Source organism: Escherichia fergusonii ATCC 35469 (genome assembly GCF_000026225.1).
Lineage (GTDB): Bacteria > Pseudomonadota > Gammaproteobacteria > Enterobacterales > Enterobacteriaceae > Escherichia > Escherichia fergusonii.
Window position 1 is genome coordinate 2,706,215 of the sequence record NC_011740.1, and the last position, 20,795, is coordinate 2,727,009.

The window sequence follows — 20,795 nt, forward strand, 5'->3', positions numbered from 1 at the left end:
TCTTCCTTATTAACGGGATGAACATTAAGTATAGGCCCCACCCAGATTACGTAACGCCATTTGATCCAGAAGCGCACGAATTTCAGAGATCACCTGGCCCGGTTCATACGTGGCATCAACGATAATATTTGCCGTTTCACGGTACAGAATATCGCGCTGCTCAAGCACTTCGGCAACTTCTTCGCTGAGTGATTTACCTGTTAATGTCGGTCGCAGCCCCACTTCTGGCTCGGCTTCCAGCCGATTAACCAGGACGTCTACCGGGGCGCTCAGGTAAATCACAATTCCGTTATTGCGCATGAAGTGGCGATTTTGTTCCGCGAGAATAATCCCTCCGCCAGTAGCGACAACGGTTGCTGGCGCGGTAACCGCTTCAAGAGCTGCTGCTTCCCGGGCGCGAAATCCCGCCCAGCCTTCACGTTCAACGATATCAGCCACTGTCATCTGGACATTGGCCTGTAGCCATTGATCGGTATCGACAAACCGACGCTCCAGAGCATCGGCCAGTGCTTTGCCGACGGTTGTTTTACCGCAGCCCCGAGGACCAACAAGGAAAAGAGGTTGTATCATGGTTGAGTTCCCCAGAGTGCAACGAAAACGCGAAAGCGTAAAATATGGAAAGTATGTATTATACCATCAAACTAGTACACATTTAAGTGTAAAGAAAAATTCACAGTCAATGTGTATCTTTGATAATCACCTTACTATATCAACAATTCCTGCAGAAGAAAGTGTAAAAAATAAATTACATAGATTCTTTTTTACGTTTTGCTTCCAGCCACCACTTATCCAGTTCAGCGGCAAAATGCTGGCGATCGCGTGGGGAAAGCGCATCTGGCCCTCCGGTCTGAATGCCGCTGGCACGCAACGTATCCATAAAGTCACGCATCGTCAGACGCTCACGAATGGTTGCCTCACTATAACGTTCCCCACGCGGATTAAGCGCCGCAGCACCTTTAGCCAGCACTTCAGAAGCCAACGGGATATCTGCGGTAATCACTAAATCACCTGGCTCGCACTGGCGGACAATTTCGTTATCTGCCACATCAAACCCGGCAGCCACACGTAAAGTGCGAATAAACCGTGAAGGTGGCACTCGCAGGCTCTGGTTTGCCACCAGGATAAGCGGTAATTGCATCCGTTCGGCAGCACGATACAGAATCTCTTTAATTACATTGGGACACGCATCCGCATCAACCCAAATTGTCATCTCTACTCCCCTTCTGGTGTAATCCTCTATTGTGTCGTGCTTTTGCTAATCAGCATAGTGTTGTTTCCCTTCAGGAGACGGTTGTTACGCGTTAAGCTAGTCTCCATTAATAAAACAATGACGATCAAAGGGGGTAGTGAGATGGATAAAAAAATCGGGTTTATCGGCTGCGGTAATATGGGGAAAGCCATTCTGGGTGGTCTGATTGCCAGCGGTCAGGTTCTGCCGGGGCAAATCTGGGTCTACACCCCCTCTCCTGAAAAAGTTGCCGAACTCCACGATCGCTTTGGGATTAATGCAGCGCAGTCGGCGCAAGAGGTGGCGCAGATTGCTGATATCGTTTTTGCTGCCGTCAAACCCGGCATTATGGTGAAAGTGTTGAGTGAAATCGCGTCCAGTCTGAATAAAGACTCGCTGGTGGTCTCAATTGCTGCCGGCGTTACTCTGGATCAACTGGCTCGCGCTCTGGGACATGATCGTAAAATAATTCGCGCCATGCCAAACACTCCAGCACTGGTGAATGCGGGTATGACCTCAGTAACGCCAAACGCCCTGGTGACACCAGAAGATACCGCTGATGTACTGAATATTTTCCGCTGCTTTGGTGAAGCAGAAGTGATTGCAGAATCGATGATTCACCCGGTTGTTGGAGTCAGTGGTTCTTCTCCGGCGTATGTATTTATGTTTATTGAAGCGATGGCTGATGCGGCGGTGCTGGGCGGAATGCCACGCGCACAAGCGTATAAATTTGCCGCACAGGCCGTTATGGGATCAGCGAAAATGGTACTCGAAACCGGAGAACATCCAGGTGCACTGAAAGATATGGTGTGTTCGCCAGGAGGAACTACTATTGAAGCGGTGCGCGTTCTGGAAGATCGAGGCTTCCGTGCTGCCGTGATCGAAGCTATGGCGAAGTGTATGGAAAAATCAGAACAACTCAGTAAATCCTGAGTCTGGTGCCGGACGTCAGGCCGCCACTTCGGTGCGATTACGTCCGGCGCTCTTTGCTTTGTAGAGCGCCATATCTGCAGATTTTAACCATTCACGATAGTGACTGATTTGCGGCGTTAATGGCGCTACCCCTACGCTGATACGTAAAATAACTTGCGGGGCACAAGACAAACGCAAATGCGAGAGACGTTCATGTACCCTGGACATCGCGGCAATCGCATTTTCTGCGGGCGTTCCACACATGATCACCGCAAATTCATCACCACCAAAGCGCCCTATTACATCACTACTGCGTAACGTCATTTGCAATTGGCGGGTCAGTGCGAGGATCGCTTCATCACCTACATCATGCCCCCAGGTATCGTTAATGCTCTTGAAATGATCAATATCGATAATGAGCAGCGTGGCATCGCGTTGATAACGTCGGCAATGATCAAATTCAATACACAGTAAAGTTTCCCAATGTCTCCGATTATATACCCCAGTCATACCATCTCTGGCGCTCATTACCTGCAAACGGCGTTTATGCTCTGCCAATTTAGTTGCTGTCTGATAGCTGACCCAGGCGAAAATTAAGGGATACAACACAATGACAGGGAGTGAAAGCCACCACTCAAGGGGCGAACTGGTAAACGCGACGCGGATGCCGGTCAACTGTAGCGTCACCAGACATGCGACTACCATCAATACCAGCCCGGCGACGAACAACCTAATGCCTCCGGCGCCCATCAGGTTAAGGCACATAATCATCAGCATCGTCGTTGAAGGTAGTGCGTTAACACCCATTATGCCAACCCACATCCCGGCAGTAATCGCATCCGTTTTTAGGTTGTAAATTTCACGGTTTAAGGGGTCCATTGCACGACTGGACATTTGCCAGGCCAGATGTGGCCAAACGAATGACCAGCCAACAAGGATCAACCACCACCATCCAGCGATCGGTTGCTCCACCAGCGCCGAGGCGATGGGGAAGAACATACCGCCAAAACCGACAACTCTTGGTAGCCTCACACGACGGGCAAAGCGTAACCCGGAACGTTGATGTTCGTTTTGAGGTGAAGAAGGTGGTTCTTCACCCGGTGCGACCGCTTTTTTAAGGAAGTTTTCATCATTCATTATTTTTTTGGGAATATTTAGAAACAAATTTCCCAAATTATAGGAGGGGGGGTGAGGGAGAAAGTATGATATTTCGGGTGAGGCGTTTGCGTGTCTCACCCGTAAGCACTAAGGGGGATCTATGCAGCTTTCTTCAGACACGCACTCATAAATTTATTACGGTCGTCACCTTTCAGTGATTGTTCCGTCGCCTGGGTATTACATTCACGCATCTTTTGTTGTTGTGGTGTCAGGCTTTTTTCATTCGGGGGAGATTTGCTGTTTTTCAGGCAATCGCTCATATACGTTTTTCGGGCATCACCTTTTAACGCCTGTGCAGTAGCTTGCTGATTACAGGTGGTCATACGCTGTTGTTGCGGCGTTAATGTTCTCTCGGCAGCACCGACAGTGGTTAAAAAAACCAGCCCAAATAGCAGGGTAACCAGTAATGTCATTTTCATCGCACCATCCTTTTGTGAGGTTGCAACTTCACCAGTTTCCTTCGGGCCGGAAAATACGCCCGAAGGATAGTGTTTATAAGTCTGGCTGCTGATGGTGAAAAAACCACCCGACGGCGCAATTAATGGCCGTCGGTATGGATTATTGCAAGCCCAGAGCGGCTTTCATGGTGTAGAAAAGATCCGTTTGATCGGTCAGTCCGACCACATTAGCGGCATTCGGCCCATACGCTGCGATGCGCAGCTGGCTACCGGTATGCTCCTGAGAGTCTTCTTCAGAGTTACCGTAGCTTATCGCCATCACCGCACCATCTTTCGTATTTAGCGCCTGAGTTAAACCTGGCGCTTTGGTATCTGGTGCCACAATCTGGCTGGAATGCGCATGATCTGCAGTTACGATCACCAGTGTATTGCCATCTTTTTTGGCAAATTCCAGAGCACGTTGAACAGCTTCGTCGAGATCAACCGTCTCACCAATCTGTCCACATGGATTAGCCGCGTGATCTTGCTTATCTATAGATGCCCCTTCTACTTGCAGGAAGAAACCTCTCTCATTTTTGCTAAGTAATTCAATAGCTTTATCTGTCATCTGTGCCAGTGTCGGTACAGTTTCGTTACGCTGAGGATTTGGCGTGCAGGTTACTGCGGGCTTATCGAGATTCCCGTGATAGCTCGCCTTTGGCCCATGCCAACGTACAGGCATATTTCCTTCAGCAAATAACCCGAGCAGAGGTTTGTCCTGCCCTGCTTGCGTCACTGCTGCGAGGGATGCGGCATCGCTGACAATCTGATAACCGCGAGCCAGAGCTTGCTCACGCAATGTTTTACCCTGCCACTCTCCAGCGGTTGCCGTTTCAGCAAACGTTTTTGCACCACCACCCAACGTCACATCCGCACGGGCATTCAACAGTTGTTCAGTGATTGAACCTTTCCCCCCCTTTTCCAGTGCATTGCCCGGGCATTTTTCACTGGTAACAGAAGGGCCATAGCATTTGCGTGAGGTGACATGAGAAACCAACGCAGCAGGTGTCGCATCCTGCAACTCAGCCGTAGACACGTTGCCTGTTGCCAGACCGGCTGCTTTTGCCATCTCAAGAATAGTGGTATGAGGATTTTCATGGATATCGACACCCAGCGCACCATTGTATGTTTTGACGCCTGTCGTCCATGCGGTTGCGGATGCAGCAGAATCTGTCACGTAATCAGGTTTGCCGGTTTTTTTGTCCAATGCATAGTGAGTGTACTGCCCGGTTAATGGCAACGCATCGATCCCTTTAAAATAACCACCTGCACCTTCTGCATAATTTCGTGCAGCAGTAATTTCAGAATCCCCCATGCCATCGCCAATTAATAAAATAATATTTTTAGCTGGCTTATCATTAAGAGATGCACGTAATGCCTCAGTTTGATCGCCACTTAAACGGCGAGCGCCACCTGGCATTGTAATATCACCCTGAGCGGCACGATTTTCCAGGATATTGATATTTTGAGAAGTTTGAGCCTGGCTTACCGGGGTAATCAGACAAGATAACAGGGCCAATGCAATAGCGCTTTGTTTCACTTTATTATCTCCATGTATAAATACAGTAAAATAAAAACAAAGCGACTATAGGTAGCGAGGATGACAACTTTATGACAGTGTCGTGTCGGTTCTGTGTCTTATTGCCGGGGATGCCTTAAGAGCTTCTTTACATATGCGCGCAGCATTTCCGTATCGCCGTCAGGAACGCTGGCATCAGGCTTTACCCCGGCCAAAGCCCCTTCTATCTGGTCGATTACGCGTTTTTGTTCAGGTTGCCCCATATTACGCAACATAGCCGTGACGATAATCTCCAGGGCTTCTACCTGGGCAACCAACTCCTTTGACTCTTCTTCTTTTTGTGCAAGTTTAATCAACAACTCAGAAATAAGATTTTTCATAACTGCATTTCCTTATCCAAAGTATGGTGACGTTAACATTTAGACTCAAAACTTCCTAGAGTCTGAAAGTAGTATTTTTATGACATAACGAATACTTTTGGCAAATATTCTTAACACAAATTAGCGCGAAACGTTTCTCGCGCATTATAATTCCACGAATTAAAAAATTGCATTAATTAATAGTTGCGGACTACCATAATTAATAGTTATGAAATATAGCTAAAACTAATAGTTAAATAACACTTTATTTCATGAATCTTCCTTCAGGCCATTTTTCATAGTGTTTTATCTTCCCGTTCATCAAATTTCATGACCACTTAACCACTTTATCTACGGGATACAGGGTAATCTTCTGAGATAGTGCAATACAAAAATCCTCCGCAAAAACGGCTTACGGCTGGGGAATCCCGCTTTTCAACGTGGTAATGTATACGCTTTGCGTTCCTTGGAATGGGTTGAGAAAATGGAAAAATTGCGAGTTGGAATCGTATTTGGCGGAAAATCAGCGGAACACGAAGTGTCATTGCAATCGGCAAAAAATATTGTCGATGCCATCGACAAAACCCGCTTTGACGTCGTGCTGTTAGGTATTGATAAGCAAGGGCAATGGCACGTCAGTGATGCGGCAAACTATTTATTGAACGCAGACGATCCGGCACGGATTGCGCTGCGTCCTTCAGCCACCAGCCTGGCACAGGTTCCGGGCAAACATGAGCAGCAATTGATCGATGCGCAAACTGCGCAGCCGCTGCCGACGGTCGACGTGATCTTCCCTATCGTTCATGGCACGCTTGGTGAAGACGGTTCATTGCAGGGTATGTTGCGTGTGGCAAATCTGCCATTTGTCGGTTCTGATGTGCTTGGTTCCGCTGCCTGCATGGATAAAGATGTCACTAAACGTTTACTACGCGATGCCGGACTTAACATCGCGCCGTTCGTCACGCTGACTCGTGCTAACCGCAGTACCATCACCTTTGCTGAAATTGAAGCACAACTGGGGCTTCCGTTATTTGTTAAACCGGCTAACCAGGGGTCTTCTGTCGGTGTCAGTAAAGTTACCAACGAAGCCGAATATAAAAAAGCCGTCGATTTGGCCTTTGAATACGATCATAAAGTGGTTGTTGAGAAAGGTATTAAAGGACGTGAAATCGAATGTGCCGTGTTAGGTAATGATCATCCACAAGCCAGTACCTGTGGCGAAATTGTTCTTAACAGCGATTTCTATGCCTACGACACCAAATACATTGACGATGATGGCGCGAAAGTTGTTGTTCCGGCGGCTATCCCCGCTGAAATTAACGATAAGATCCGTGAAATTGCAGTAAAAGCCTATCAGACTCTTGGTTGTGCAGGTATGGCACGCGTTGATGTCTTTTTAACGCTGGAAAACGACGTGGTGATTAATGAGATCAATACGTTGCCTGGCTTTACCAACATCAGCATGTATCCGAAACTGTGGCAGGCAAGTGGTTTGAGTTATACCGACCTGATTACTCGCCTGATTGAGTTAGCGCTGGAGCGCCACGCAGCAAATAACGCGCTGAAAACGACAATGTAATTTTTTTCGCCCGGTAACACCTGTTACCGGGCTTTTTCCTCTTCATCCACACGGCGGCGGATAATCATTCCTGCCACCCAGAAACTGATAACCCAGGTTACTAACCCAACGGCATAAGTTTGCCAGCCCTGCGCTTCAAATCCCAGCAGGCCCACAACCCCATTCAGAATGAAAATAAGCCCAATGGCGAAGGCGTAATAATGCCAGTCACGGCGGATTTTTACAGGCAGGTTCATGGCATCTCCGGAACAAGGACTTGGTTTAATACGAACGAGAAATGTATCGCGGTTGGGGTATATCTTAATTGTTAATAAATTTATCTTAAAGTAACACTTGTGTGACGTTAAGCATAAATCTGTTCATTCACAACACGCCTTTATGCAAATTACCATCTTTCTGATATTGACAACGCTTATGAGATGTCAGACTTCCCATAAGCCGCTGGCATATCGCCGCAAGAGAAGTAAGTGTTACCTGGAGGTCTTTATGGCTGATTTCTCGCACTCAAAATCGCTGTTTAGCGGAAAGTATCGGGAGCCCTCCACCCTACAAGGCAACCTTGCCTATGCGATATTTGTGCTGTTTTGCTTTTGGGCAGGGGCACAAATCATTACGCTTCTGGTTCATGCCCCAGGCGTATATGAACAACTGATGCAAGTGCAGGATTCCGGACGCCCGCGTGTGGAGATAGGTCTGGGCGTCGGAACCATCTTTGGGCTGGTGCCATTTTTGGCTGGTTGCCTGATTTTAAGCGTAATTGCGGCAATATTGCGTTGGCGCCACCGCCAACGCTAAGTAATCACTGCATACATTTTGCCCATCTTTCATCCACACGTCTGGCAAACCATGCAGTCGTCAAGTTGCGGGTGATTTTCGGGCTTTCGAGTTTAATGCCTGGTAATAACGCTTTCGGCAATGGTTTGCCCGTTTTTGCTTCTGCCAGTTGATACACTTTTTCGTACAACTCGGTTTTTTCAAAAGCAAAACTGTCGCCCTTCTCCAGTTGACGACGAATTTCCCGATCGCTCATTCCTAACCTTGAAGCCAGTTTCCGGGTAGCGAGTTCAGTCTTACCGGGATCTTTACTGCCATAAAGAATTAAATCGCCATCCAGAGCCAGTTTTACCCCACTGGCTTTACTCACCGCATTCTGGAAAGCCGCATTTCGGCTGGCATACCAGCCCGCATTAAAGTCTGCGAAACGATAGAGAGGATCGCTATAGCTGGCGGGATAGTTCAATAAATGATAAGTACCAAACCAAAGTCCACCGCGTCGGGTAAACACTTCCTGGCGCACGGTGCCAGACATCTTCCACGGATAGCCTTTGGTATGCTGTTCAGCAAAAGCAATACTGACCTGCATCGGGCCGCCCGTATGCACCGGATTTAGCGAGCCAAACAGTGTCTGGCCCATTGGCACCATATCAATAAAATCATCAAAAATGGCGCTCAGTTGCTTTTCTGTTTTTACCGTATCAAGACGCTCGCTATAGCTTTTACCGTTGGGTGATTTAATTTTCAGCGCGGTATGAACCAGAAACAGCGGGATATGCAACCGCTCCGCACGGCGGTCGATCTCCTGCCAGGCAATTTTACTCAGACCCGGCACAACAGGATCAGCCTGGTAGGTCGATTCCTGCTGAGCAACAGCCAGCACTGAGCAAACATTTTCCAGCGTTGGCGCAATATTCTGGCTTGCAAACGTTGTTGCCAGATCCTGCGCCCAGCCATCCCGGTCTTTTACTGTCGCGGGCATTTTTTGCCGCACAACTGATGCCACATCAACCTTTTTTTCGCCTTTTTTAGCTGGCTGCGGGGTGTTACTACTACACCCCGCCAACACCAGTACAGCAAGCAGTGAATAAGAAGAAAAACGTATTGCCCTCAACATTACATTTCCTTTTAGCTCAGGGTGTGCGTGACCTCCTGAATCTCCTGACCATCCAGCTCTCGCTCAAAACTGCGCAGACGCTTATAGATAGACATCAATTCCACCAGTGTCGTCCACGAGGTGATCAGATACTGGAAAGCCCCACGCACCCGGTCGAAAATATTCGTAATTTGCGTCAGTAAGCCCAGCGTAATGGTGGCAGAAACAATCGACGGAAACAGCAAGAACACGCCGAAAACATTATCGAGTTGCAGATACAAAATTCGTGCAATATTGAAGTACATATAGTGAAAATAGAGGCGAAAATAGTTTTTCCGCACCGCGCTAAACAGCTCACGCACTGTCGGTGGTGTGGCGCGAGAAGGATCATCCTCACCAAATACCAGTTCTTTACGGTAGGCCGCTTCGACACGCTGATTGTTAAACTCCAGCCCAGGAAGTTTGATACCGACAATTGCCAAAATGCCAGTGCCGACAATAGACCATACAATGGCGGCAATCACCAGACCATACGGAATATGCCCGACAATCGGTAGCTCAGGAACATGCACGGAGAGTGCCACCAGAACCGGCAAAAAGGCGATCAGCGTCATTACAGCATTGAGTAAACTCACGCCCATGCTTTCCACCGTGGAGGCGAAACGCATGGTATCTTCCTGCACACGTTGCGCGGCCCCTTCAATATGACGCAGCTGCTGCCAGTTCGCCATGTAATATTCGTTCATCGCAGTACGCCAGCGAAAAACATAGTGGCTTACGAAGAAGTTGTTCAGCACACTCACCACTACCGCGATAAACGCAATGCCGAGAAATACGCCTATCTCATGGTAAAACTGTTCAATCTTAACTTTATGCGGTGCGCTAAGTGCCTGCTGGATTAAGTCATAGAACGGCGCATACCATGCGTTAATGGCAACGCCGACTTCCACCAAAAACCAGGTGACAAAAATAATCAGCGCTGTTCCAAGAATCGACCAGTATTGCCAGCGATGCGGGCTATAGATAAACCAGAACAGAGCAAACAGGCCGACACAAACAATGTAATAAGCATAGAAAATAGCAAAATTCAGCGACCAGAAACGGGCGGCGCTAATCGGCAATTTATCTGAGGCTCCCGTAAGACTGGCGATCCAGGCGCCACCGCCAGCCTGCCAGAAAAGCACGGCAAACAGTGCCCATATCAATGCCGAAAGAAAAAATTTCCCAGGCTTTGGGAAAAAAGACTTAAACATGCTGATCTCCTGCTCACTTCTTATCGTTTTAAAAGCTGCTGTGTGTTAACCGGCACGCCTGCAACGCCCCGGCGAAACCGCCCATTGTGACCGAAATAGAAAGCGTTAGTTCGCTCTTACCCGCAGGAGAATTGTTTCGACGAATTTCACAAAATTAGGATTATTTACAAAAGAGAATTCCGCAAGAGCTGCCAGGGAAAGAATGAAGATATGTGAACGTAAAAATGCAAAAGAGTGATGGTAATAACAGCATTGCCAGATACGATACGCTTAGCAAGACCGGGCATTGATTGCAATATATTGAATTTACACGATGTTGTAGGCAGGATGAGGCGCACACTCTTCATCAGCTATGAACAATGGGCATTTTGGCTGCCAACTGAAAAAGGATAAATTTACCCATCGTTACGTTTTAAGCCGTGTCGTTGCACAATTAAGCGTTTTGCAACCAGCAGCCGAATAGTATAAATACGCTATATGATTTTTATTTGATCCATGGATGCCGCTTTTGAAACGTAGTCTGCTTTTGTCTGCCGCCTTGTGCGCTGTCTTCATTACCCCAGCCCAGGCGGTGCAGCCCATCGCCGATCCACAATTTGCCTCAGATATTGTTGATCGTTACGCCGAACATATTTTTTATGGCAGTGGCGCAACAGGAATGGCGCTGGTTGTAATCGACGGTAACCAACGCGTATTTCGTAGTTTTGGTGAAACGCGCCCTGGCAACAACGTTCGCCCGCAGCTGGACTCCGTGATTCGTATTGCCTCAATCACCAAACTGATGACCAGTGAGATGCTGGTGAAGTTGCTTGATCAAGGTACCGTAAAATTAAACGATCCGCTAAGTAAATATGCTCCACCGGGTGCCCGTGTTCCAACTTACCAGGGAACGCCTATTACACTGGTTAACCTGGCGACACATACCAGTGCCCTGCCCCGCGAGCAACCAGGTGGTGCAGCGAATCGCCCGGTTTTCGTCTGGCCGACGCGTGAGCAACGCTGGAGCTACCTTTCTGGAGCCAAATTGAAAGCAGCTCCAGGTTCGCAGGCTGCATACTCTAATCTGGCATACGACCTGTTGGCGGATGCTCTCTCAACTGCCGCCGGGCGGCCTTATAGCCAGCTGTTTGAAGAGAAAATTACCCGTCCGTTAGGTATGAAAGACACCACTTTTACGCCTTCGCCTGATCAATGTAAGCGTCTGATGGTTGCGGAACGAGGTGCCAGCCCATGTAATAACACGCTGGCCGCTGTGGGAAGTGGCGGTGTCTATTCCACACCAGGCGACATGATGCGTTGGATGCAGCAGTATCTTTCATCTGACTTTTATCAACGCAGTAAACAGGCTGACCGCATGCAAACATTGATTTTTCAGCGTGCGCAGTTAACGAAAGTCATTGGTATGGATGTGCCAGGTAAAGCGGATGCTTTAGGGCTTGGTTGGGTTTATATGGCACCGAAAGAGGGTCGCCCAGGAATCATTCAAAAAACCGGTGGCGGTGGTGGTTTTATCACTTATATGGCGATGATTCCGCAGCAAAACGTCGGCGCTTTTGTGGTCGTCACGCGCTCTGCTCAGACTCGTTTTAAAAATATGAGCGATGGCATTAATGATTTGGTAACAGAGTTGAGCGAGAATAAGCAACTTGTTATTCCCGCTTCCTGATTAATACTCAGAAGGCAAGCGGTTGATTTTGACCAGTTTGCCTTTATTCATTTCGATGTATTCGCCTTTACGTAATGCTGCAAGGACTTCTGCAACAACAGACCGCGAAATACGGGTTCGTTGATGGATATAATTCATCACACCAATACGTGCACGGAGATCTTCATCCCACTCATTCATAGATATTAGTGTTGCGCGAATTTGTTCGTATGAATTATTACCGATTAACTGAACGTCACGTAATTCGAGAATTCGATTTTGCCAGGCTACCCAGCAGAATGCTTCTCGCCAAAGCTGAAATTGCTCAATAAGAGAGAGAGTTTGTTTCGCCGGAAGGTGATAGCCCATGCAATTTCCTTCGGCAATTAATTTATAATTTACATTGTTTTTAACTAAACCATCAGCCAGGCCCATAATAAAAGGTGCCTGAGAAAACCCTACTAAAACATTTTCTCCTCTTCGTAGAGAGATTACCCCCTCTAAAATAACAAATGTATCGTCGCCATTTACATCACTGGAACAAATAACTTGTTTTTCATTGTTAAACTCAAAACGGGCACCATATTTAGATAAACACGTATTAAGCTTACCAAATTCATGAATTGGTTTAGTTATTGATAACATTTGTGCTTTCCTTGCAACAATGCCCGTCAATTTCTTGACGGGCATTATTTAGTTTAAACAACCCGATATTTCTCTAAGAGAAATTTATTACCAGGTATATTTAACACCAACGTTTGCAGACCAATCTTGATCTACGTCACCGCCACCGAGGTAGTTAGCATCGGTATAAGCGCTGAAGTTTTTGGTGAAGCTGAACTGAGTACCCAGTCCAACACGTACCGCAGAACCTTCGGTACCGTTGTCGATGGAATCACCATTTACGTCGGCATCGTTGTTAGAGTCGTCGTAAACGTAAGCCAGTTTGAAGTACGGAGTCATCGCCTGGTCATCGCTGAAGGCGAAGGTATAACCAGCATCTACACCCAGTTCATAACGCATGCTGTCGTAAGACTGACCGTCGACTTTCATGTTGTTGCTCAGACGATAGTCGTCGCCAGACTGGAACAGACCAGATACGCTACCGTAAGGCGTTACGTAACCAGCATCACCCAGTTTGAAGTCATAACCCGCTTTCAGACCGAAGCCCCATGCGTCAGATGCCGTGTTACCATCTACGTACTGGCCATTGCTCATATCAGCAGTCAGATCGCTGTTGAAGTGAGAGTAGCTCAGGTTGCCGTCAACAAAGATGTTGTTTGCGAAGCGAGCAGAAGAGTAGATGTAGGCAGACTGGCTGTCTTGATCCACCTGACCAGAACGGTCGCTTACGTCACCTTTTGCAAAGCCAGCTGCCGCACCGACGATCCACTTAGCGTTGTTACCATCAATTTTGGTATCAACACCGACCATGATGCCGTTAACATCCTGATCGTAGTTAATGGTGCCGTTGTCGCCGTTGAAGTTACCGCCGAAGTAGCTCACCCATGCGCCACCGTTATCAGTCAGACCATGACGAGCGTTGGTCAGACGAGTACCAACGGTGTCCTGTTGCAGGTTCCAGATATTGGTGTTAGCAGACGGGATGCTCAGCGCCATGTTAGCGTAGTCAGTCAGTTCCATCTGTTGCAGAACAACAGTGTTACCCACCTGCTCAGCCTGATAGGTGTATGCACCCAGGTCAGCTTTGTTAGCAGCAGAGAAGGTTGCGTTGCTGTTTTTGTCGTTAACGTAGATCAGTTCGTTACCGTTGTAGTCAGCAACAGAACCTGCACCAGTTGCGTTGTCGATACGAACTTTGTAGTTACCGGTTGCCGCAGCTACACGGTCACCCGCGTTATCAACTTCGTTCTGACCAGCTTCGATAGAAGCAGTGTTGTCGTTATCGCCGTTACCATTGATGGTCAGGTGACCATCAGAGTTCATTGCGATTAAGCCATAACCGTAGTTTGACTTGGTAGTGTCGTTGGTACGGTCGTTGGTCAGGTCGGCATCAAGTACGAAGCGGTTGCTTTCGATGTTGAACACACCAGCGTGAATGTTACCACTGGTATCAGTAGTGCTGGTCAGGTTCAGAGTATCAACCTGCAGAGCATTCGCCGCAGTGTTACCTACATCCAGAATACCGTCGTTAGTCACTTTGATGTTGTTGGCATACAGAGCAGCATCACCTACAGCCCAGCCAGCAGAAACTTCATCAGAAATGGTTACGGTACTGTTGTCGATGGTCAGTGAATCAGTCGCGACATGACCATCTTCTTTGATGTTCAGTGCTGAACGGCCAGTCAGAGAGATAGAGTCAGAAACCAACGTAGAATCGGCAACGTTTACAGTAGAACCACTGTTGATGCTCAGCGTGTCGATCAGAGAAGATTTAGTGGTATCCCACTGTGAACCGGTGTTCAGCGTTACATTGAACAGACCGCTCTGGTAAACCTGGTTACCAGTAATATGGTTGTATTCACTGTAACTTGTATCATCGTTTTCAACGCCAACGGTTGATGACGGCCACAGGCTATTAGCAGTAATATCAATCAGAGTTGCAGTTGCTTCGGTGCCAACACCATATGTAGCGATGTCACCTTTACCATCTCCATCAACATCAATAGAACCTGTCTGATGAACAGATTGTGCTGCCCCAACCCATTTACTACCGTTATTTAATGTCAGATCCAGGCGATCTGTTCCATCCCAACCGTTGGTATCTACTTCACCATCAGCATCGCGATAACTATCTGCACCACGCGGGAAGAAGTTTTCATCGAAGTTGCTAGAGAAGATTACATCGCCCATCAAAGTTGAGTTACTAAAGTTAGCGGTAGTCTGCATAGCATTATCAGCATTCGGATGTGCAACCACAGCTAATGCAACATCATCCCAGCTTGCAATAGTGCTATCAGCAACACCATCTCCGTCAGTATCTGCGGTGACAAAGTTAGATTTACCACTATATTCGCTGGCATTACCAGTTTTACCAAACCAACCACTAGTGCCTTCATCAGACCATGAACCAGAGGTCACAGTAGAATCTTTAACAGTGATGGTGTTGTTAAACACTTCGCTGCTGTTAACACCAGTGCTAACAGTGTTGTCGTCGATATCTTCCCACTCGTAACCCTGGGTCAGAGTAATACCTGCAACATGGGAGTTATTAGTGATAGACAGATCAACTTCCTGATCCAGCGTGATTGCAGTACCCATATTATAAACGTTTGCAACATGCGTATCTGCAGCGTTGTTATAGGTGCCGTTGTATGTGTAATGTTCGTAGTTATCGTCAATCGTTGAATTATCAACGCTCAGAGCCAGACGATCATAGTAATAATCGGCATCTGCGCGATTAGTACAATCATCTTTAGTCAGGCACTCAGAAGTAATCATGCCATGAATAGTACTGTTTTTAATGGTCAGGCTATTCGCATTGGTATTGGCTTTAAGACCGTTATCCAGATAGTAAGTAGAGATAACACCGTTAACGGTAGCATTCTTAATTACTGGATAAATATCACCATTATAAACACTATTGGCCGCATAGTTGTTCCAACCCACATAGCCATCATAGTAAATGTCGTCTACATGAGTCGCATCATTGTAGTGATGAAACGTATTGTAGGTAGTACCGGAAATATCGTTAGATTCAGCATTAGCCTGAGAGGTGATTGCCAGAGTGCAAGCCAATGCTAATTGAGATAATACAAGTTTCTTTTTCCAGGAGTGCATTTGTCATCCCTCCTCAGGGACGTAATAAGTTGATCCATCAATTATCAATGCAAGAAAAAACATTGTTTTGTTTCGCCCGACGATTATGCGGTGTTCTCGCCAAAAGGTTCAATTATTCTTTAAATTAAGTCCGGTTACGGACGATAAATAGATATTAAGTACAGATTCGGACAAAAATAATTTTTCCTAAAGCATTCAAACAGTAAGCCATATAAATCATTTAACGGAAAAATGAATCATTATATTAATAACAGAACAATGAATTATAATTGCAAAGTTGCATTCCAAAGAAAACAATTAAACCCATTAAATTTACGCAAAATAAATACATTGCGAATATAATTCAGCAATATAAATAATTCTAAGAAATGTGAATTTTCTGCAATTGATAGCAATTTTTTGTCTAAAACCGCGCTTCCCGGCGCTCTTAGAGACAACTTTGGTAAAACACCTCCGCGCAGCATCAGGTATACTACGACCTCTCATTCCACAAACATCAGGCATACCATGACAGAATTAATCCATCGCCCTCGCCGTCTGCGCAAATCAGCTGCGCTCCGCGCTATGTTTGAAGAGACAACACTCAGCTTAAATGATCTGGTGTTGCCGATCTTTGTTGAAGAAGAAATCGACGATTACAAAGCCATCGACGCCATGCCTGGCGTGATGCGCATCCCGGAGAAGTATCTGGCCCGTGAAATTGAACGTATTGCTAACGCGGGTATCCGCTCCGTAATGACGTTTGGTATTTCCCACCATACCGATGAAACCGGTAGCGATGCGTGGAAAGAAGAAGGTCTGGTGGCGCGTATGTCGCGCATTTGTAAGCAGACCGTGCCAGAAATGGTGGTTATGTCCGACACCTGTTTTTGCGAATATACCTCACACGGTCACTGCGGTGTTCTGTGCGAACATGGTGTTGATAACGACGCGACATTGATCAACCTGGGTAAACAGGCTGTCGTTGCCGCCGCTGCTGGCGCAGATTTTATCGCCCCTTCAGCGGCAATGGATGGGCAAGTTCAGGCGATTCGCCAGGCACTGGATGCCGCCGGATTTACCGATACGGCAATCATGTCCTACTCCACTAAATTTGCCTCTTCTTTCTATGGTCCATTCCGAGAAGCCGCCGGAACAGCCTTAAAAGGTGATCGCAAAACCTATCAGATGAATCCAATGAACCGTCGCGAAGCAATTCGCGAATCGTTACTGGATGAAGCGCAAGGCGCAGACTGCCTGATGGTTAAACCTGCGGGAGCCTATCTTGATGTGTTACGTGATATTCGTGAGCGTACCGAACTGCCGGTTGGCGCTTATCAGGTCAGTGGCGAATACGCGATGATCAAGTTTGCCGCGCAAGCAGGCGCAATAGATGAAGAGAAAGTGGTGCTGGAAAGTTTAGGATCGATCAAGCGCGCGGGTGCGGATCTGATCTTTAGCTATTTCGCACTCGATCTGGCAGAGAAAAAAATCCTCCGTTGATGGTTATCTCGCCGGGTAAGTCACCTTACCCGGCATTTTTTATCCCGCCCGATAAAACGGCTTATCCCCCAAAATGGTAGCCCGATGCATAATCCGCCGCTGTGGCAGGTAATCGGCATTGGCGTAATGTTGAGTGACACGGTTATCCCAAATAGCGACATCGTTGGGTTGCCAGCACCAGCGAACCTGAAACTCCGGTTTGGTGATATGGGCGAACAGAAACGACAGTAGCATCTCACTCTCTTTTGCCGTCACATCCACAATGCGGGTAGTAAAACCTTCATTAACGAATAATGCGTGCCTACCGCTTACCGGATGCGTACGCACCACCGGGTGTAATAAAGGTGGGTTTTTCGCTACGGCTTCCCGCCAACGTTGGTGCTCCTCTTCTGTTTTACGGAATTTATATTCCGGGAATGATTTGCGGAAATCATGTTCCGCCTGCAAACCATTTAACAACTGACGAAACGGAGCTGAAAGCGCTTCATAAGCAGCAATGCCACTCGCCCATAACGTATCACCGCCAGTAGAAGGCAGTTCTTTAGCGGCCAGAATTGCCCCGGCAGGCGGTGTTTCAATAAAGGTGACGTCTGTGTGCCAGTTATCATTATCTGGCGGATTATCGTTGTGCGTATCCAGCACAATGATTTCATCCACGCCAGCGGCATGAGGGTAAACAGGATGAATATGAAGATCACCAAAGCGTTGCGCCAGTGCGCGCTGCTGCTGTGGTGTGATGTCCTGCTCACGCAGAAACACCACCTGATGGCGCAGCACTGCATGGTAAAGCTGTTCAAACTGATTATCACTTAATGGTCGCGTGAAATCAGCGCCGGAAATCAACGCGCCAATGTGCGGCCCAAGTGGGGTAATACTCAGACGTTCACTCATTTTACTTCTCCATGCCAGGGCGTCAGGCGACGCTGTAACGCGCGCAGACTCAACTCTAAAAGAAAGGCGATTACCGCAATCACCGCGATTCCCGCCAGCACCACATCAGTTGCCAGAAATTCTCCGGCAGACTGGACCATAAACCCTAAACCTCGCGTCGCCGCGATCAGTTCTGCCGCCACCAGGGTAGACCAGCCAACGCCAAGTCCAATGCGTAGCCCGGTTAATATTTCCGGCAAAGCACCAGGTAAAATGACGTACCACAATACCTGAACCCGATTCGCCCCCAGTGACTGTGCGGCACGAATGCGCACCTGTTGCACGCTTTGAACTCCCGCCAGGGCTGACATCGTCAGGGGCGCGAAAATCGCCAACCAGATCAACAATACTTTCGGTGTTTCGCCAATACCGAACCAGATAACCATCAGAGGAAGCCAGGCGAGTGGTGGTACAGGGCGATAAAGCTCAATTATCGGATCGAGAATGCCGCGTATCGTTGGGCTTAATCCCATTGCAACTCCAGCCGGAATGCCGATAACCACCGCAGCGATCAAGGCCAGCAAAATACGGCTCATACTCGCGGCCAAATGCTGCCATAGCGTGGCATCCATAAATCCTTGCGCTCCGGCAATGGTGACCAGTTTTGCCAAAACTTGCTGTGGTGGCGGCAGAAACAGCGGGCTAATCAGTTGACAGGCTGTCACCGCCCACCAGATAGTCACTAAAACGGCTAACACGCTAAAACTTAAGGTAAGCTGACGCGAGAGAGGCCATCGCAGTCGCCAGCGCCACTGATGCGTTTTCTCGTTAATCAATACACTCATGAGAACGCCTCCCGTTGGGCAAACACACGGCTCAGGACATATTCGCGGGTCGCAATAAATTGCGGATCAGATTTAATCGCCCGGCTTGATTCTCCTGCAGTAAAGCGGCGAGAAAAATTCAGCCGTATACGTTCCAGAACGCGCCCTGGCGCAGGTGATAGCAGCACCAGCTCGGTGGCCATAAAAACGGCTTCTTCAATATCATGGGTGATCAGCAACACCTGTTTGCCACTTTCCTGCCAAAGTTTCAGTAACAGGCTTTGCATCTGATCACGTGTAAATGCATCCAGTGCACCAAAGGGTTCGTCGAGGAGTAAAAGTTGAGGATTCGCGGCGAGTGCGCGGGCAATTCCCACTCGCTGGCGTTGACCACCAGAGAGCTGCCAAATGAAACGTTTTCCCGCGCCCTCCAGCCCGACTTTTATCAACATCTGTTGTGCTACTTGCACACGTTGCGCTTTTTCCATTCCCGCCAGTTGCAGGCCAAGTGCGACGTTATCCTGCACATTTCGCCACGGCAGCAGACCTTCATTTTGAAACACAACACCGCGTTCAGCTCCCGGCCCAACAATCGCGTTTCCTGCCAGGTGGATTGTGCCGTGTTGATACGGCACAAATCCGGCTATCAAATTTAGCAATGTGGTTTTACCACAGCCAGATGGCCCAAGTACCACCAGCAATTCACCCCTGTTCAGCGTCAGATTGATATCTTCTAGTGCTGGTTTGCCCGCATAGTCGGCGTAGAGATGGGAAACCTGTAGCATTTGCGCCTCCATTACTGCACAAAACGATCGGTGACGTACTGGCTATAATCCGTCGCCACAGCAGGCACTTTGCCTTGTTCCTTTAAAAACTGCGCGGTGTCGACAATCGCTTTGTTCACCGGGCCATTAAGTTCCGCACTTTGTTGTTGTGGTGTCAGGTAAGTGTTGCCTTTAACCAGACCAGGCACATCAGCTTCCTGCACACCACTAAAACGCGCCAGTTTGCTGATATTTTCTGGCTGTTTCAGCCATGCGTCAGGATTAGCAATATAAGGTTGCTGGGCATTAATGGCGCTTTTGGCAAAGGCTTTTACTACCTCAGGATATTTTTGTGCGAAATCTTTACGCACCACCCACACATCCAGCGTCGGGGAGCCCCATTGTCCAACCTGTTCTGAATCCGTAAGCACTTTGCCATCCTTTTCCAGTGCATTGACGGCAGGTGCCCAGACATAAGCGCCATCAATATCACCACGCTGCCAGGCTGCAATAATGGCTGGAGGCTGCAAATTAATGATCTCCACCTGACCCGGTTTTATTCCCCAGTGTTTCAATGCTGCCAGCAGGCTGTAATGTGTGGTGGAGATAAACGGCACAGCAATACGTTTACCGATCAAATCTTCTGGTTTGCTTATGTTTTTCTTCACCACCAGCGCTTCAGAATTACCGAGTTTTGAGGCCAGCAGGAAGACTTCAATCGGTACTTGCTGGCTGGCAGCAACCGCCAGTGGGCTGGAACCAAGGTTGCCAATTTGTACATCCCCTGAAGCCAACGCCCGAACGATGCTGGCACCGCTATCAAACTTACGCCAGTCAACATTCGCCCCGCTCTCTTTAGCAAAGGTGTTATCTGCCTGTGCAACTTTCGCGGGTTCAGCGGAAGTTTGATAAGCAACAGTTACGTTTACTGCATGTGCCTGAAAGGCCACTACAGCCAGTACGGCGAGGAATGTATTACGCGATGATATTGCCATGATTGCCTGCTCTCCTGTCTTGTTATGCAGGCAGTATTCGCGGACAACGAGATTAGATAAAAGAATTAATCGCTATGTACAAGATGCTTTTATTCTTAGCAAAAAAGTGACAAACGTAAGCTCAAATGAGACTAAAGACATTCATAACTTCGTCCAATG

At 47.9% G+C, this 20,795-nt stretch carries 20 protein-coding genes; 5 read left to right on the forward strand and 15 right to left on the reverse strand.

Annotated features, from left to right (window positions below):
- Nucleotides 1-24: 24 nt before the first annotated feature.
- Complete coding sequence (gene aroL, locus EFER_RS13270) at nucleotides 25-570, reverse strand: shikimate kinase AroL (protein ID WP_000615846.1); 546 nt, start codon at nucleotides 568-570, stop codon at nucleotides 25-27.
- A 175-nt stretch (nucleotides 571-745) separates the two neighbouring features.
- Nucleotides 746-1,210, reverse strand: coding sequence for a YaiI/YqxD family protein (locus EFER_RS13275; RefSeq protein ID WP_000158144.1), 465 nt, complete (start codon nucleotides 1,208-1,210; stop codon nucleotides 746-748).
- Nucleotides 1,211-1,351: 141 nt separating this feature from the next.
- Here EFER_RS13275 and proC point away from each other — a divergent pair, with 141 nt between their 5' ends.
- Nucleotides 1,352-2,161 carry a pyrroline-5-carboxylate reductase gene (proC, locus tag EFER_RS13280; RefSeq protein WP_000358356.1) on the forward strand — a complete coding sequence of 270 codons (810 nt, stop codon included), beginning with the start codon at nucleotides 1,352-1,354 and terminating at the stop codon, nucleotides 2,159-2,161.
- 15 nt (nucleotides 2,162-2,176) lie between these two features.
- Here proC and adrA read toward each other — a convergent pair whose 3' ends face one another.
- The 4 genes from adrA to iraP all read right to left on the reverse strand — a co-directional run bounded on the left by adrA (nucleotide 2,177) and on the right by iraP (nucleotide 5,634).
- Entirely contained in the window at nucleotides 2,177-3,277 is a 1,101-nt protein-coding gene (gene adrA, locus EFER_RS13285) for a diguanylate cyclase AdrA (RefSeq protein WP_024256506.1), read from the reverse strand.
- A gap of 119 nt (nucleotides 3,278-3,396) precedes the next feature.
- A complete protein-coding gene (gene psiF / locus EFER_RS13290; RefSeq protein WP_000784397.1) occupies nucleotides 3,397-3,717 on the reverse strand; it encodes a phosphate starvation-inducible protein PsiF in 321 nt (106 codons plus the stop codon).
- A 139-nt stretch (nucleotides 3,718-3,856) separates the two neighbouring features.
- Nucleotides 3,857-5,275 carry an alkaline phosphatase gene (phoA, locus tag EFER_RS13295; RefSeq protein WP_000813782.1) on the reverse strand — a complete coding sequence of 473 codons (1,419 nt, stop codon included), beginning with the start codon at nucleotides 5,273-5,275 and terminating at the stop codon, nucleotides 3,857-3,859.
- Nucleotides 5,276-5,373: 98 nt separating this feature from the next.
- Nucleotides 5,374-5,634 (reverse strand): anti-adapter protein IraP, encoded by a 261-nt coding sequence (gene iraP, locus EFER_RS13300; RefSeq protein ID WP_000793043.1) that lies wholly within the window; start codon nucleotides 5,632-5,634, stop codon nucleotides 5,374-5,376.
- A 463-nt stretch (nucleotides 5,635-6,097) separates the two neighbouring features.
- Here iraP and ddlA point away from each other — a divergent pair, with 463 nt between their 5' ends.
- Complete coding sequence (gene ddlA / locus EFER_RS13305) at nucleotides 6,098-7,192, forward strand: D-alanine--D-alanine ligase (protein ID WP_000413701.1); 1,095 nt, start codon at nucleotides 6,098-6,100, stop codon at nucleotides 7,190-7,192.
- Between the two features lie 23 nt (nucleotides 7,193-7,215).
- Here ddlA and EFER_RS13310 read toward each other — a convergent pair whose 3' ends face one another.
- Complete coding sequence (locus EFER_RS13310) at nucleotides 7,216-7,428, reverse strand: DUF2754 domain-containing protein (protein WP_001053093.1); 213 nt, start codon at nucleotides 7,426-7,428, stop codon at nucleotides 7,216-7,218.
- Nucleotides 7,429-7,678: 250 nt separating this feature from the next.
- Between EFER_RS13310 and EFER_RS13315 the strand changes: the two genes are divergently transcribed.
- A complete protein-coding gene (locus EFER_RS13315; protein WP_000763125.1) occupies nucleotides 7,679-7,987 on the forward strand; it encodes a DUF2755 family protein in 309 nt (102 codons plus the stop codon).
- Nucleotides 7,988-7,991: 4 nt separating this feature from the next.
- Here the strand turns inward: EFER_RS13315 and EFER_RS13320 are convergent, their stop codons facing one another.
- Both EFER_RS13320 and sbmA read right to left on the reverse strand, forming a co-directional pair.
- The gene (locus EFER_RS13320) at nucleotides 7,992-9,083 is read right to left on the reverse strand and encodes a DUF1615 domain-containing protein (RefSeq protein WP_000942591.1); all 1,092 of its coding nucleotides are present in this window, start codon (nucleotides 9,081-9,083) and stop codon (nucleotides 7,992-7,994) included.
- Nucleotides 9,084-9,094: 11 nt separating this feature from the next.
- Nucleotides 9,095-10,315, reverse strand: a complete 1,221-nt coding sequence (gene sbmA, locus EFER_RS13325; protein ID WP_000477012.1) for a peptide antibiotic transporter SbmA — start codon at nucleotides 10,313-10,315, stop codon at nucleotides 9,095-9,097.
- A 508-nt stretch (nucleotides 10,316-10,823) separates the two neighbouring features.
- Between sbmA and ampH the strand changes: the two genes are divergently transcribed.
- Nucleotides 10,824-11,981, forward strand: coding sequence for a D-alanyl-D-alanine-carboxypeptidase/endopeptidase AmpH (ampH, locus tag EFER_RS13330; protein ID WP_000830796.1), 1,158 nt, complete (start codon nucleotides 10,824-10,826; stop codon nucleotides 11,979-11,981).
- Here the strand turns inward: ampH and iprA are convergent, their stop codons facing one another.
- Together iprA and ehaB are read right to left on the reverse strand one after the other, a co-directional pair.
- Nucleotides 11,982-12,605 carry a hydrogen peroxide resistance inhibitor IprA gene (iprA, locus tag EFER_RS13335; protein WP_000949147.1) on the reverse strand — a complete coding sequence of 208 codons (624 nt, stop codon included), beginning with the start codon at nucleotides 12,603-12,605 and terminating at the stop codon, nucleotides 11,982-11,984.
- A gap of 87 nt (nucleotides 12,606-12,692) precedes the next feature.
- Complete coding sequence (ehaB, locus tag EFER_RS13340; protein WP_000556405.1) at nucleotides 12,693-15,701, reverse strand: autotransporter adhesin EhaB; 3,009 nt, start codon at nucleotides 15,699-15,701, stop codon at nucleotides 12,693-12,695.
- A 507-nt stretch (nucleotides 15,702-16,208) separates the two neighbouring features.
- Between ehaB and hemB the strand changes: the two genes are divergently transcribed.
- Entirely contained in the window at nucleotides 16,209-17,183 is a 975-nt protein-coding gene (gene hemB / locus EFER_RS13345; RefSeq protein WP_000137503.1) for a porphobilinogen synthase, read from the forward strand.
- A gap of 39 nt (nucleotides 17,184-17,222) precedes the next feature.
- On the opposite strand, the gene tauD is transcribed toward hemB, so the two are convergent.
- The 4 genes from tauD to tauA are packed head-to-tail and all read right to left on the reverse strand — an operon-like array spanning nucleotide 17,223 to nucleotide 20,636.
- Nucleotides 17,223-18,074 (reverse strand): taurine dioxygenase, encoded by an 852-nt coding sequence (tauD, locus tag EFER_RS13350; protein WP_000004010.1) that lies wholly within the window; start codon nucleotides 18,072-18,074, stop codon nucleotides 17,223-17,225.
- Nucleotides 18,071-18,898, reverse strand: coding sequence for a taurine ABC transporter permease TauC (gene tauC, locus EFER_RS13355; RefSeq protein WP_000114628.1), 828 nt, complete (start codon nucleotides 18,896-18,898; stop codon nucleotides 18,071-18,073). The genes tauD and tauC overlap by 4 nt, the downstream gene beginning before the upstream one ends.
- Complete coding sequence (tauB, locus tag EFER_RS13360) at nucleotides 18,895-19,662, reverse strand: taurine ABC transporter ATP-binding subunit (protein WP_000942291.1); 768 nt, start codon at nucleotides 19,660-19,662, stop codon at nucleotides 18,895-18,897. Before tauB ends, tauC begins: the two co-directional genes overlap by 4 nt.
- Nucleotides 19,663-19,673: 11 nt before the next feature.
- On the reverse strand, nucleotides 19,674-20,636 hold the full coding sequence (tauA, locus tag EFER_RS13365; protein ID WP_001018406.1) for a taurine ABC transporter substrate-binding protein: 963 nt from the start codon (nucleotides 20,634-20,636) through the stop codon (nucleotides 19,674-19,676).
- Nucleotides 20,637-20,795: the final 159 nt, after the last annotated feature.

What these genes read in the sequence shown, in the direction of transcription:
- tauD (WP_000004010.1), bottom strand. Translation starts at nt 18,074, where the DNA reads ATGAGTGAACGTCTGAGTATTACCCCACTTGGGCCGCACATTGGCGCG.
- EFER_RS13310 (WP_001053093.1), bottom strand. Translation starts at nt 7,428, where the DNA reads ATGAACCTGCCTGTAAAAATCCGCCGTGACTGGCATTATTACGCCTTC.
- EFER_RS13315 (WP_000763125.1), top strand. Translation starts at nt 7,679, where the DNA reads ATGGCTGATTTCTCGCACTCAAAATCGCTGTTTAGCGGAAAGTATCGG.
- tauC (WP_000114628.1), bottom strand. Translation starts at nt 18,898, where the DNA reads ATGAGTGTATTGATTAACGAGAAAACGCATCAGTGGCGCTGGCGACTG.
- proC (WP_000358356.1), top strand. Translation starts at nt 1,352, where the DNA reads ATGGATAAAAAAATCGGGTTTATCGGCTGCGGTAATATGGGGAAAGCC.
- iraP (WP_000793043.1), bottom strand. Translation starts at nt 5,634, where the DNA reads ATGAAAAATCTTATTTCTGAGTTGTTGATTAAACTTGCACAAAAAGAA.
- adrA (WP_024256506.1), bottom strand. Translation starts at nt 3,277, where the DNA reads ATGAATGATGAAAACTTCCTTAAAAAAGCGGTCGCACCGGGTGAAGAA.
- tauB (WP_000942291.1), bottom strand. Translation starts at nt 19,662, where the DNA reads ATGCTACAGGTTTCCCATCTCTACGCCGACTATGCGGGCAAACCAGCA.
- EFER_RS13275 (WP_000158144.1), bottom strand. Translation starts at nt 1,210, where the DNA reads ATGACAATTTGGGTTGATGCGGATGCGTGTCCCAATGTAATTAAAGAG.
- hemB (WP_000137503.1), top strand. Translation starts at nt 16,209, where the DNA reads ATGACAGAATTAATCCATCGCCCTCGCCGTCTGCGCAAATCAGCTGCG.
- psiF (WP_000784397.1), bottom strand. Translation starts at nt 3,717, where the DNA reads ATGAAAATGACATTACTGGTTACCCTGCTATTTGGGCTGGTTTTTTTA.
- ddlA (WP_000413701.1), top strand. Translation starts at nt 6,098, where the DNA reads ATGGAAAAATTGCGAGTTGGAATCGTATTTGGCGGAAAATCAGCGGAA.
- aroL (WP_000615846.1), bottom strand. Translation starts at nt 570, where the DNA reads ATGATACAACCTCTTTTCCTTGTTGGTCCTCGGGGCTGCGGTAAAACA.
- ehaB (WP_000556405.1), bottom strand. Translation starts at nt 15,701, where the DNA reads ATGCACTCCTGGAAAAAGAAACTTGTATTATCTCAATTAGCATTGGCT.
- tauA (WP_001018406.1), bottom strand. Translation starts at nt 20,636, where the DNA reads ATGGCAATATCATCGCGTAATACATTCCTCGCCGTACTGGCTGTAGTG.
- iprA (WP_000949147.1), bottom strand. Translation starts at nt 12,605, where the DNA reads ATGTTATCAATAACTAAACCAATTCATGAATTTGGTAAGCTTAATACG.
- sbmA (WP_000477012.1), bottom strand. Translation starts at nt 10,315, where the DNA reads ATGTTTAAGTCTTTTTTCCCAAAGCCTGGGAAATTTTTTCTTTCGGCA.
- EFER_RS13320 (WP_000942591.1), bottom strand. Translation starts at nt 9,083, where the DNA reads ATGTTGAGGGCAATACGTTTTTCTTCTTATTCACTGCTTGCTGTACTG.